General features: G+C 72.1%; 12 protein-coding genes. 7 read left to right on the forward strand and 5 right to left on the reverse strand.

Going from position 1 to position 12,251, the window contains the following annotated elements; all coding sequences use genetic code 11:
• Positions 1-596 precede the first annotated feature (596 nt).
• From FHX52_RS22630 to FHX52_RS22645, 4 genes are all read right to left on the reverse strand, one after another.
• Positions 597-1,811 carry an MFS transporter gene (locus tag FHX52_RS22630; protein WP_141824573.1) on the reverse strand — a complete coding sequence of 405 codons (1,215 nt, stop codon included), beginning with the start codon at positions 1,809-1,811 and terminating at the stop codon, positions 597-599.
• A gap of 7 nt (positions 1,812-1,818) precedes the next feature.
• The gene (locus tag FHX52_RS22635) at positions 1,819-2,277 is read right to left on the reverse strand and encodes a MarR family winged helix-turn-helix transcriptional regulator (RefSeq protein ID WP_141824574.1); all 459 of its coding nucleotides are present in this window, start codon (positions 2,275-2,277) and stop codon (positions 1,819-1,821) included.
• Positions 2,278-2,389: 112 nt separating this feature from the next.
• On the reverse strand, positions 2,390-3,319 hold the full coding sequence (locus FHX52_RS22640) for an LLM class F420-dependent oxidoreductase (RefSeq protein ID WP_141824575.1): 930 nt from the start codon (positions 3,317-3,319) through the stop codon (positions 2,390-2,392).
• 33 nt (positions 3,320-3,352) lie between these two features.
• On the reverse strand, positions 3,353-3,901 hold the full coding sequence (locus FHX52_RS22645) for a TetR/AcrR family transcriptional regulator (protein WP_141824576.1): 549 nt from the start codon (positions 3,899-3,901) through the stop codon (positions 3,353-3,355).
• A gap of 242 nt (positions 3,902-4,143) precedes the next feature.
• On the opposite strand from FHX52_RS22645, the gene FHX52_RS22650 reads away from it, so the two are divergent.
• Both FHX52_RS22650 and FHX52_RS22655 read left to right on the forward strand, forming a co-directional pair.
• Entirely contained in the window at positions 4,144-4,347 is a 204-nt protein-coding gene (locus FHX52_RS22650; protein ID WP_141824577.1) for a hypothetical protein, read from the forward strand.
• A gap of 8 nt (positions 4,348-4,355) precedes the next feature.
• Entirely contained in the window at positions 4,356-5,903 is a 1,548-nt protein-coding gene (locus FHX52_RS22655) for an MFS transporter (RefSeq protein ID WP_246070341.1), read from the forward strand.
• A gap of 309 nt (positions 5,904-6,212) precedes the next feature.
• Here the strand turns inward: FHX52_RS22655 and FHX52_RS22660 are convergent, their stop codons facing one another.
• Positions 6,213-6,731, reverse strand: a complete 519-nt coding sequence (locus FHX52_RS22660) for an inorganic diphosphatase (protein ID WP_141824578.1) — start codon at positions 6,729-6,731, stop codon at positions 6,213-6,215.
• A gap of 181 nt (positions 6,732-6,912) precedes the next feature.
• Here FHX52_RS22660 and FHX52_RS22665 point away from each other — a divergent pair, with 181 nt between their 5' ends.
• The 5 genes from FHX52_RS22665 (at position 6,913) to FHX52_RS22685 (ending at position 12,208) form a co-directional block, all read left to right on the forward strand.
• Positions 6,913-8,472, forward strand: a complete 1,560-nt coding sequence (locus FHX52_RS22665) for a D-alanyl-D-alanine carboxypeptidase/D-alanyl-D-alanine-endopeptidase (RefSeq protein WP_141824579.1) — start codon at positions 6,913-6,915, stop codon at positions 8,470-8,472.
• A 127-nt stretch (positions 8,473-8,599) separates the two neighbouring features.
• The gene (locus FHX52_RS22670) at positions 8,600-9,718 is read left to right on the forward strand and encodes a zinc-dependent metalloprotease (RefSeq protein ID WP_141824580.1); all 1,119 of its coding nucleotides are present in this window, start codon (positions 8,600-8,602) and stop codon (positions 9,716-9,718) included.
• Complete coding sequence (gene tilS / locus FHX52_RS22675; RefSeq protein ID WP_141824581.1) at positions 9,715-10,713, forward strand: tRNA lysidine(34) synthetase TilS; 999 nt, start codon at positions 9,715-9,717, stop codon at positions 10,711-10,713. The genes FHX52_RS22670 and tilS overlap by 4 nt, the downstream gene beginning before the upstream one ends.
• Positions 10,714-10,822: 109 nt before the next feature.
• Positions 10,823-11,374, forward strand: a complete 552-nt coding sequence (hpt, locus tag FHX52_RS22680) for a hypoxanthine phosphoribosyltransferase (protein ID WP_141824582.1) — start codon at positions 10,823-10,825, stop codon at positions 11,372-11,374.
• 9 nt (positions 11,375-11,383) lie between these two features.
• Positions 11,384-12,208 carry a DUF1028 domain-containing protein gene (locus tag FHX52_RS22685; protein WP_141824583.1) on the forward strand — a complete coding sequence of 275 codons (825 nt, stop codon included), beginning with the start codon at positions 11,384-11,386 and terminating at the stop codon, positions 12,206-12,208.
• Positions 12,209-12,251: the final 43 nt, after the last annotated feature.

A 12,251-nucleotide genomic window follows, 5' to 3' on the forward strand; every position in this document is an offset into this window, starting at 1 on the left:
CCCCCACCCCACCTCTCAAGTCGAGTGGCCACACTTGGTCGCTCCTCACCCGTCGAGTGGCCACTCCTGGTCGCCCGCATCCAGTCGAGTGGCCACTCCTGGTCGCCCGCATCCAGTCGAGTGGCCACTTCTGGTCGCCCGCATCGAGTCGAGTGGCCACTCCTGGTCGGGCCTGACGCGTCGAGTGGCCACTTTTGGTCGGGCGGCTGCCCCCGGCGCGGAGGCCGGATCGCCTGGCCGCACCCACGTGCGGGGCGCGCCGGACGGCATACCTCGGTTCGGTCGGGGACCGACCGTGCTGGTGGGCGACCATCTCGCGACAGCGTCGAGAGGCCAGACCTCGCGACGAAGTTTGGCCTCTCGAGTGAGACGAGGCGGCTGAAAGTGGCCTCTTGACGGGGGGAAATGGCGGGTCGCTTGGCAGCACCCACGTGCGGGGCGCGGCGGACGGCATACCTCGGTTCGGTCGGGGACCGACCGTGCTGGTGGGCGACCATCTCGCGACAGCGTCGAGAGGCCAGACCTCGCGACGAAGTCTGGCCTCTCGAGTGAGACGAGGCGGCAGAAAGTGGCCTCTCGACGGGGGGAGGTGCGAGTCAGGCGTCGCCGACGGTGACGGCCTCCGCCTCGAGGCGCGAGCCGACCGGCTCCGCGCCGTGGTCGGGCTCGGCGTCGAGAGCCGAGATGAGGCGGCGGGCGGTGAGCAGCACGACGACCGCGAGCACAACGGCAGCGGATCCGACCCAGAAGGGGAGGTGGATCGACTTCTCGCCGAGCGTGCCGGCCAGCCACGGCGCGACCGCGCCACCGCTGAAGCGGACGAAGCTGTATGCCGCCGACGCGACGCCACGCTCAACCGGGGAGATCTTCATGACCGTCTCGGTGATGAGCGTGTTGTTGATGCCGAGGAAGGCACCCGAGACGACGACCCCGACGATGAGCACCGTCTTGTTGTCGGTGCCGATGGCCATGATCGCGAGGATGATCGCGAAGCCGAGCAGCGCCCCGACGATGCCGGGGAGCGTGCCAAAGCGACGCTGGATGACGGGTGCGACGAAGACGGACGTGATGGCGAGGAGCAGGCCCCAGCCGAAGAAGATGAAGCCGATCTCGCGGGCGCCCATGGCCAGGGGGAACGGCGTGAAGGCGAGCAGCGTGAAGAAGCCGAAGTTGTAGAGCAATGCCGTGATGCCGACGGTGAGCAGGCCGCGGTGGCCGAGGGCGCGCAGCGGCGCCGTGATCGACGTCGGGTGCTCGGCGCGCGGCGTGGCGGGGAGCGTCGTCACGGTCGCGATGAAGGCGATGGCCATGAGCAGCGCGACGCCGTAGAACGGCCAGCGCCACGAGATGCCGCCGAGCCAGCCACCGAGGAGCGGACCGGTCGCGATGCCGACCCCGAGGGCGGCCTCGTAGAGGATGATCGCCTGCTTCACCGAGCCCGACGCGGCGTTGACGATCGTCGCGAGGGCGGTCGCGATGAAGAGGGCGTTGCCGAGGCCCCAGAGGGCGCGGAAGGCGACGATGCCGCCGACGGTGTCCTGGCTGCCCGCGAGGGCGGAGCCGACGATGATGAGGGCGAGCCCGACGAGGAGCGTGCGCTTCGCGCCGATGCGGCTGCTGACCCACCCGGTGCCGAGCATCGCGACGCCCATGACGGCGAGGTAGCTGGTGAAGAGCAGCGAGACCTGCGACGGGCCGGCTCCCAGCTCATCCGCGATCGGCTTGAGGATGGGGTCGACGAGGCCGATGCCCATGAAGGAGATCACGCAGGCGAAGGCGATCGACCAGACGGTCTTGGGTTGACGCCACATGAGGTGGTCATCCGTCCTTTCGGGTGGGGTGCGATGGGGGCTCGGCGGCGGCGGCGAGCAGCTCGTCCAGCACGTCGATGGCGACCCGGACCCGCGCGAGCGCGGTCGCGTCGAGGCCGTCGAGTGCCGGCGCGAGCACGGCGACCCGAGCGCGGCGGACGTCCTCGAGGGCGTCCTTGCCGGCCGGGCTGAGCGAGACGAGGCTCGCCCGGGCGTCGTCGGGGTCGACGGCGCGCTCGACCCAGCCCGCCGCCTCGAGGCGGTGCAGCTGGGTCGTGATCGAGGGTTGGCTGCTGTGGTCAGCGGCGGCGAGCGCGCTGACCCGCGACGGGCCGAGCTCGTCGAGCAGGGCGAGCAGCCGGGCCTGGGCGAACGGCACGTCGAACGAGGCGTGTCGGCTGGCCCAGCGAGAGAGGCGCGCAGCCGAGCGCAGCAGCTCGTTGCCCAGGCTCGTCGGTTCGGTCACTCGTCCCAAATTACATAGATAACCTATGCATATCAAGTCAGGACAGCCGCGGGCAGCCGACGAACTGCTCTTTCGATTGGGTCGTGATCGGCGACGGGGCTGGTCGGCAGGGTCAGGGCATCTGGCGCAGGACTCCGTCGGCGATGTCGGAGAGGTGGTCGAGGTCTGACAGGTCGAGAACCTGGAGGTAGAGCCGCTCGGCTCCGACCTCGGCGAAGGTGCCGATCCGGTCGACGACCTCGTCGGCGGACCCCGCGAGCCCGTTGGCGCGCAGCTCGTCGAGATCGCGTCCGATGGCCGCGGCCCGCCGGGCCAGGGTGGCCTCGTCGTTGCCCAGGCAGACCACCTGCGCAGCCGACAGGGTCAGCGTCGCGGGGTCACGTCCGGCGTCGCGGGCCACCTCACGGACCCGTTCGAAGAGCCGGCCGGAGTCGGCGGCCGACGCGAAAGCGGCATTGAACTCGGCGGCATACCGGACGGCGAGAGCGGGGGTGCGGCGCTTGCCCCCACCGCCGATGATGATGGGCACGCCGCCCTGCTGGACCGGCTTCGCGAGCGCGGGCGAGTCGACGATCGGGTAGTGGGAACCGTTGTGGCTGAAGGTTTCTCCCGGTTGCGTCGCCCACAGGCCAGTGATGACCGCGAGCTGTTCCTCGAGGCGGTCGAAGCGCTCGCCGAGCGGCGGGAAGGGGATGCCGTATGCCGTGTGCTCGGCTTCGAACCACCCCGCACCGAGGCCGAGCTCGACCCGACCGCCGCTCATCTGGTCGACGCCGGCGACCTGGACGGCCAGCGGCCCCGGGTAGCGGAAGGTGGCCGAGGTGACGAGAGTGCCGAGACGGATCGTCGAGGTGTCGCGGGCGAGTCCCGCAAGCGTGGTCCAGGCGTCGGTCGGGCCGGCGCCGCCGTCGCCGCCCATGTGCAGGTAGTGGTCGGAGCGGAAGAAGCCGTCGAAGCCGAGGTCCTCGGCCGTGCGGGCGACCGCGAGCAGGTCGTCGTAGGTGGCGCCCTGCTGGGGCTCGGTGAAGATGCGCAGGTCCATGGCGCCCATCCTGCCCGAGTCCTGCCGGAGGGCTCAGCGCGCGACGATCCCGTCTACGACGACGTCGAGCATCGGCGTGACGTCGAGATCGGTGCAGCTCGAGTCGGCTACCGTCGCGACCCCGCTCACGAGACGCATGACGTTGACGGGGTCGACGGAGGGGCGCAGGTCGCCGCGCGCCTCGAGGTGGTCGATGACGCGCCGGTTGGCGTCCGCCATCACCTGGCACTTGCGATACATCGGCGAGGCGGGGTCGTCCATGGCCGCCGCGATCTTGCTCGCGGCGCCGCGGTGCAGCGTGATGTGCTCGATGAAGTGCTCGAACCAGTCCGACAGCATCTCGCGCGCGGGAAGGCCGGTCGCGATGGCGGCGTCGGCGTCGGCCGACACCCGGTCGGTCCAGTCCTGCAAGAGGCCGTCGACGAGGGCCTCGCGGGTGGGGAAGTGGCGGTAGAGGGTGCCCGGACCCACTCCGGCACGCTTCGCGATCTCGTCGAGCGAGGCGTCCGTGCCGCGCTCCGTGAAGACGATGCGGGCCGTCGCAAGGATCTTGTCGTAGTTGCGCCGGGCATCGGCGCGCATCGGCCGAGCCGGCTTCTGAGGACCCTCCTGGAGCGCAGAGCCAGCCGAATCCGCCTGAGCAGCAAAGGATCCCGGCGACGATGCAGGCGTCGCCTCGGCAACCGCCTTGGCAGCTTCGGGGGGCGTCACAGGAAAGCTCCTTGCTAAAACGGAGACAGTCTCCATATAGTCGGTCAGGCAGAACCGGAGTGGCTCTCCGTTAATCGTACAGCCGACCGTCGTCACAGAGGAGTCCGGCAGCCATGACCACCACGATCCGCCCCACCCGACAGGCCCAGCGCGTCCACATGTCGCACCTCGCGACGACGCACCGCGCGCCCCTCGTGCCGCGCCGCCCGCGCTCCGCCGGCCCGCGCCCCACGTCCTTCATCCCGATGGCCCGCGAGCCGCTCGCCGACGCGACGCCGCACCAGCACTCCGACCACTCCGACCACGACGAACACTGAGGCACCAGATGTCGACCAGCACCACCTCCGCTGCGGTCGCCGCAGCACCCACGCCACCCTCGACCACCTCCTCGACTACCTCCTCGACCACCCCCTCGGACGCGGGCGCCCGACGGTCAGCGATCGGCCTCGGGGTCGTCCTCGTCGCCCAGCTCATGCTCGTGCTCGACGCGACCGTCGTGAACGTCGCCCTCCCGCACATCCAGACCGACCTCGGCTTCACCCCCGCCGGACTGTCCTGGGTGCTCAACGCCTACACCCTCGCCTTCGGCGGCCTGCTGCTGCTCGGCGGCCGACTCGGTGACGTCTTCGGGCGCCTGCGCAGCTTCGAGATCGGCCTCGCGATCTTCACCGTCGCGAGCCTGCTGGGCGGCCTCGCGACCACCCCGGCCTGGCTCATCGCGGCCCGCACGCTCCAGGGCGTCGGCGCGGCGCTCGCTGCCCCGAGTGTCCTCGCCCTCGTCACCACGAGCGCCCGGAACGAGGCCGCCCGCAACCGCGGTCTCGCCCTCTTCACCGCCGTGTCGTCGGCCGGCGCCTCCATCGGGCTGCTGCTCGGGGGAGCCCTCACCGACTTCGTGAGCTGGCACTGGACGCTCTTCGTCAACGTGCCGATCGGCGCGGTCGTGCTCGTGCTCGCCCGTCGCTTCGTCACCGAGACACCACGCGTGCGGGCTCGCTTCGACGTCGTCGGAGCGGTCACCGCGACGCTCGGCTCGGTCTCGGTCGTCCACGGCTTCATCAGCGCCGCCGACCGCGGCTGGAGCTCGCCGATCACCCTCGCGTCGTTCGTCGTCGGGCTGGCGCTCCTCGCCCTCTTCGTGCGCACGGAGGGTCGCGTCGCCGCTCCGCTGCTGCCCCTCGGCCTCGTCCGGGAGCGCTCGCGCGCCGGGGCGCTCGTGCTCATGGCGCTCGTCGTCGGCGCGCAGTTCTCGACGTTCTTCCTCGTGACGCAGTACCTCCAGCTGGTCCTCGGCTTCAGCCCGGTCGCGACCGGCGCGGCGTTCCTCCCGCTCAGCCTCGCGATCTTCGCGACGTCGCGGGTCAGCGCGCGCCTCGTGGCCCTCGTCGGGCCCCGCCCGCTGCTCCTCGTCGGCACCCTCGGGCTCACCGCGAGCTTCGTGTGGCTGAGCAGCATCACGACGACGAGCACGTATGCCGCCCACCTCCTCGGTGCTCTCGTGCTCAATGGCGTCTCGGCGGCGCTCGTCTTCATGCCGGTCACGGTCATCGTGCTCGGCGGGGTCGACCGCTCGCAGGCTGGCACGGTCTCGGGTCTGCTCCAGACGTCGCAGCAGCTGGGCGGCGCCGTGGGTCTGGCCGCGATCGTGAGCGTCTATGCGTCACAGGCGGTTCCGGGCCAGTTCGTGCCCGGCGTCGAGCCGGCCTTCCTCACCTCGGCCGTCTTCACGTCGACGGCCCTGCTGGTCGCGGTCTTCGTGCTCCGGCCACGCCGTCAGGCCCCCGATGAGATCTCCAAGCGACCGGCCGGCCGGCATCAACTGGCGGATCACCAGGTGTCTGGTGTTGCTCTGACAGCACCGAACGCCGACTGATCGCCCAGTTGATCCACGTCGGTGCTCGTCGGCATCAACTGGCGGATCACCAGGTGTCTGGTGTTGCTCTGACAGCACCGAACGCCGACTGATCGCCCAGTTGATCCACGTCGGTGCTGGTCGGCATCAACTGGCGGATCACCAGGTGTCTGGTGTTGCTCTGACAGCACCGAACGCCGACTGATCGCCCAGTTGACCGAACCGCTCGGGACCAGTCACAACCGCCAGACACGAACGCAGCCCCGTCACCAGGTGACGGGGCTGCGTTCGTGCGGCAGGGCGGCATACCTGCCGGCTTGGCCTCGCGGGTCAGTGGCCCTCGGGCATGGCCCAGCGGGCGGTCGAGGTGCCCTGCTCCTTGGCGCGCGCGAACGCCTCGCCGATGATCGTCTCGGCGTCGGCACAGTCGCCCCACTCGGAGGCGTCGACGTGCTTGCCGGGCTCGAGGTCCTTGTAGCGCTCGAAGAAGTGCTGGATCTCGCCGCGGATGAACTCGCTGACGTCCTGGATGTCGCGCACGTCCGCCCAGCGCGGGTCGACGGGCACGCAGAGCACCTTGTCGTCGCCACCGGCCTCGTCGGTCATGTGGAAGATCCCGATGGGTCGCGCCTTGACGACGACGCCGGGGAAGACGGGCTCGGGCAGCAGCACGAGCGCGTCGAGCGGGTCGCCGTCCTCACCGAGGGAGTCCTCGATGTAGCCGTAGTCCGCGGGGTAGGCCATCGGGGTGAAGAGGTAGCGGTCGAGCCGGATGCGTCCGGTCTCGTGGTCGACCTCGTACTTGTTGCGCTGTCCGCGCGGGATCTCGATGGTGACGTCGAACTCCACGGCTGTCCCTTCTCGGGTGCTTCAGGTGCTTCGGGTGGCTACGGCTGACTCTGCGCGACGCGTTCGAGCGCGTCTGCGCGGCGCGCGTGCGGGAGCTCACGGCCGCGGCTGACAGAATCGTCCGCGACAGTGTGGCAGCAAGGTGCGGCCTCGCGCGAAACAACGACGGACGGGGGTGGGCATGACGACGTCGCCGAGCGACCCGGGCCCCCCGGTCCGCGGCCTCACCTACACGATGGCCACGATCCTCTCGGTCCTCACCATCCTGCTGGGGTATGCCGTCCTCGACGTCGCAGACGCCGCCCCCGGAGTGCTGACGCTGACCGCCGCCCCACCGCCCGCCCCGACGGAGACCCCGGGCACCCGCACGCTGCCCGTCGTGCCGCAGCCGACCCCGTCGACGTCGGTGGGGGAGCCGTTGCCGCCGCTCGCGGGCGACGCCGAGGCGCCGACCGCTGACGGGGTTGCGCGGGCTCTGCGTCCGGTGGTGGCGCGCCCGGCCCTCGCCGACTCGGCCCTCGTCGTGCGTGACGGGCAGACCGGCGAGGTGCTGTTCGACGCGGGCGGCTCGGAGCTGCGCATCCCGGCCTCGACGACCAAGCTGCTCTCGGCGGCCGCGGTCGGCCAGGCCTTCGCGCCGGACGCCACGCTGCAGACCGTCGTGCAGCGCGGGGCGGCCGACGACGAGATCGTGCTCGTTGCCGGTGGCGACTCCCTCATCAACCCCGGCAAGGGCGACCCGGAGGCCGTCGCCGGCCGCGCCGGGCTCTCGGACCTCTCCGACCAGGTGACCGCGGCCCTCAAGAAGGCGGGCGTGCGCGCCGTCACCCTGCGCGTCGACGAGAGCTACGCCTACGGCCCCGGGGTGGCGCCGACGTGGGACCCGAGCTTCCGGCCCTCCGGCATCACCGGCGCGGTGGCGATGCTCGGGCTCTCGAGCCAGCGTGCCACCGGGGGGCGGGTGGGGCCGGCCGACCCGGTCGCGGCCGTGCGCGACCTCTTCGTCCGCCAGCTCGAACGGCGAGGGATCGACGTCACCCTCGCTCCTCGCGACACCCCGTCCGTGACGGCGCCGACCGCCCCCACCGGCACGGCCGGAACGACTGGGACGGCCACCCCGGCCACGCCGACGACGGCGCCGACCACAACGACCACGACGCCACCGGCAACCGGCCCGGGCTCGGTCCTGGGGCGGATCGTCTCGGCCCCGGTGCGCGACCAGCTCGCGCTCGCCCTCACCGACTCCGACAACGCCCTGACCGAGATCCTCGCCCGGCAGGCCTCCTTCCGTTCGGGGGGTGGCACGACCTTCGCCGACACCGGAGCCTGGGTCGTCTCGCAGGTCGCCGCCCTCGGGCTCGACACGACGGGGGTGGTCCTGCGCGACGCGAGCGGGCTCTCCCGCGAGAACCGCGTGCGGGCTGATCTGCTGACCCGCATCCTCGTGCTCGGCTACGACGGCAAGCACGCGGTGCTTCGCCGGGCCCTCGACGGGCTGCCCATCGGTGGCCTCACGGGCACGCTCGACGACCGCTTCACGGGGGCCGACTCCGACGCCGCGGGCCGCGCCCGGGCCAAGACCGGCACCCTGACGGGCGCCAACGCCCTCGCCGGAAGCGTCGTCGACGACGACGGGCGCCTGCTCGTCTTCGCGGGTATGGTCGCCGGCGCGGGAACCACCGAGGCGCGTGCCGCGTTGGACCGATTTGTAGCGACTCTCGCCGCCTGCGGGTGTCGCTGAGCGAGCGCGGGCAGTACGAGGCGTCCGACCGCACCACCAGAGCGAAGCACCAGATCGCACGACCAGACCGCAGCACCAGATCCACGACAGAGCCGTCAGGACCCATGAGGGCACCGGGAGGACTGGCATGACCGACACGACCGTCACGACCGGGACGGGGACGAGCGACGGTTCGGGCGGCGGTCCCGTGGCCTACGTCGACTACGCCTTCGCGAAGCGCACCGGCCGCACCATCGTCAGCCCCGGCCCGCAGGTCTCGAGCGCCGAGGCCGCCGAGATCGTGGCCGACCTGCGCGCGGCTGCGGCCGCGGCGGTCGGTCCGGTCGCCGAGACGAGCCGGCTGCGCGCCCCGGACGACGCGCCGGCGGTGCTCGTCGTCGACCGGGCGGGCTGGATCGATGCCAACGTCGACTCGTTCAAGGCGATGCTCGACCCCGTCGTCGACAAGCTCAACACCCGCAAGAAGGGCCAGGCGCCCAGCGCGACCGCGGCGTCGATCGGCGGCAAGGTGACCGGCGCCGAGATGGGTGGCCTGCTCGCGTTCTTCTCGAGCAAGGTGCTCGGGCAGTACGACCTCGCCCCGGGGGGCACCCCGCGCCTGCTCCTCGTCGCCCCCAACATCGTCGCGACCGAGCGTCGCCTCGAGGTCGACCCCACCGACTTCCGGCGGTGGGTGGCGATGCACGAGGAGACGCACCGGGTGCAGTTCACCGCCGTGCCGTGGCTGCGCGACCACATGGTCAGCCGCACCCAGAGCCTCGCCGTCGACCTCGCGCCGACGCCCGACGACCTCAGCAGGCGCTTCGAGCAGCTGACGAAGAACCTCCCCGAGGTCTTCTCGTCCGGCGAGGGCATCGGGCAGATCCTCGCCACCCCGGAGCAGAAGGCCCGCATCGCCGAGATCACGGCCGTCATGTCGCTCCTCGAGGGCCACGCCGACGTCGTCATGGACGACGTGGGACCCCAGATCATCCCCAGCGTCGACGAGATCCGCCGCAAGTTCGAGCAGCGCCGCAACGGTGCCGTCGGCATCGACCGACTGCTGCGCAAGCTGCTCGGCCTCGAGGCCAAGATGCGGCAGTACCGCGACGGCGCGATCTTCGTGCGCGCCGTCATGGACCAGGTCGGCCGCGACGGCTTCAACGCCGTGTGGACCTCGCCGGAGACCCTCCCGCGGCCCGAGGAGATCGTCGACCCGTCCGCCTGGGTGCGGCGGGTCCACGGCGAAGCGGACTTCCTCCGATGAGCGGCCCCGACCCGGCCGTCGCGGCGACCCGGCTGGCCGTGCGTCAGCACCTCGCAGACCTTCCCCTGCGCGCGACCGTGCTCGTCGCCTGCTCGGGAGGCCCGGACTCGGTCGCGCTCGCCGCGGCGCTCGCGTTCGAGGGCGACCGGGCCGGCATCCGCGCCGGCGCGGTCATCGTCGACCACGGCCTGCAGCCCGGCTCCGACGACGTCGCGCAGTCGGCCGCGGCGCTCTGCCGGGAGATGGGGCTCGACCCCGTCGAGGTGGTGCGGGCCGACGTGCGCCAGACCGGCGCCGGCCTCGAGGCCGATGCCCGCAGCGCCCGCTACGCCGCGATCGAGGCTGTCGCCGACCGGCTGAACGCCGTCGCCATCCTCGTCGGCCACACCCGCGACGACCAGGCGGAGCAGGTGCTCCTCGGCCTCTCCCGCGGCTCCGGAGCCCGCTCCCTCAGCGGTATGCCGGTGCGCCGGGACCGCTACATCCGCCCGCTCCTCGCCCTCCCGCGCGCGACGACGCTCGCGGCCTGCGCGGCATACGGCATCGAGCCGTGGAACGACCCGCACAACAGCGACGACTCGTTCCGCCGCGTGCGCGCCCGGCGGCTGCTCGCGACGCTCGAGTCCGAGCTCGGCCCGGGTTTCGCTGCGGCGCTGGCGCGCTCGGCCGACCTGCTGCGCGAGGACGCCGACCACCTCGAGACGCTCGCGATCCGGGCCCGCGCCCAGCTGCCCGAGGCGGCCGGCGACCCCGGCGTCGACCTCGAGGCCCTCGCGGCGCTGCCACGTGCGATCCGCACGCGGGTCTGGCGCCTCCTCGCCGCCGAGGCGGGCGCGCCGCTGGCCGACGTCAGCGCGGCCCACGTCGAGTCGCTCGACGCCCTCCTCACCTCGTGGCACGGGCAGGGCCCGCTCCACGTCCCTGGCGGCATCGCCGTGGCCCGCACGGGCCGGGAGATCCGTTTCACCCCGTTGCGAGAGACCGCGAGCGCCTGAGCCCGCAAGGGTGCTGTTGAATGGTCTGGCACGGCAGGCCGGGGGCCGTACAGGCCCCGGTTCGCCTGCCACCTCACCTGCCACCGCACCACCACACGGAGGAGTCCTCGTGGACCACACCGACATGGGAGACGACCTCGCGACGGTCCTGCTGACGGAGGAGCAGATCCAGACCCGCCTCGGCGAGCTCGCGGCCGACATCTGGCGCGACTACGAGGGCAAGGACTTCCTCCTCGTCGGCGTGCTCAAGGGCGCCGTCGTCGTCATGGCCGACCTCATGCGGGCCCTGCCCGGCACCGCCCCGATGGACTGGATGGCGGTCTCGTCGTACGGCTCGGGCACGAAGAGCTCGGGCGTCGTGCGCATCCTCAAGGACCTCGACACCGACATCACGGGCCGCCACGTCCTCATCGTCGAGGACATCATCGACTCCGGCCTCACGCTCTCGTGGATCAAGGCCAACCTCGAGTCGCGCAGCCCGGCCTCGGTCGAGATCTGCACGCTTCTGCGCAAGCCCGACGTCGTCAAGGTCGACATCCCCGTGCGCTACGTCGGCTTCGACATCCCCAACGAGTTCGTCGTCGGCTACGGCCTCGACTACGCCGAGCAGTACCGCAACCTGCGCTGTGTCGGAACGCTCGCGCCGCACGTCTACTCCTGAGGACCGCGCGTGACCTTCTCCATCGTCGCCCGGCAGGGTGAGGCCTACGGCGTCGCTGTCGCGAGCAAGTTCCTCGCGGTCGGAGCCGTCGTGCCGGCCGCCCGCATCGGGGTCGGCGCCGTCGCCACGCAGTCCTTCGCCCGGGTCGGCTATCTCGACGAGCTGCTCGGACGGCTCGCAGCCGGCGAGTCCGCCGACGGGGCGCTCGCCGCGGCCACGGCGCTCGACGACGGCCGGCAGACCCGGCAGGTCGGCGTCGTGGGCGTCGGCAGCGCGGCGACCTTCACGGGCTCCGAGTGCAACGCGTGGGCCGGTGGCGTCGCGCGCGACGAGGGCGACACGGCATACGCCATCCAGGGCAACATCCTCACGGGGCCCGAGGTCGTGGAGGCGATGGAGCGCGCGTGGCACGCGTCGGCGGGGCGACCGCTGGCGCAGCGCCTCCTCGCCGCGCTAGTCGCGGGTGACGAGGCCGGCGGCGACTCCCGTGGGCGCCAGAGCGCCGCGATGTATGCCGTCGAGCCGGGCTCCGGCTACGACGCGAGCGGGGTGCTCGCCGACCTGCGCGTCGACGACCACGCCGACCCCGTGACCGAGCTCGGCCGCCTGCTCTCGGAGTGGGAGATGTACTTCGGCAAGCCCGAGGACGTGCAGCCCCTCGAGGGCGAGCTCGCCGACGAGGTGCGCTCGCGCCTCGCGACGGCGGGGTATGCCGCCGCCGACCTCCCGACGGCACTGGCCGACTGGGCCGGCAACGCCAACTACGAGGCGCGGCTGAGCCCCGAGGGCATCGACCGTCGGGTGCTCGAGGCGCTCCGCGCTGCCACCGGCTGACGGACGCCTGCGCCCGGCGTGGCCACGGGCAGTTCGTCACGCG

The sequence above is a fragment of the Humibacillus xanthopallidus genome, assembly GCF_006717145.1.
In the GTDB taxonomy this organism is placed as follows: Bacteria; Actinomycetota; Actinomycetes; order Actinomycetales; family Dermatophilaceae; genus Humibacillus; species Humibacillus xanthopallidus.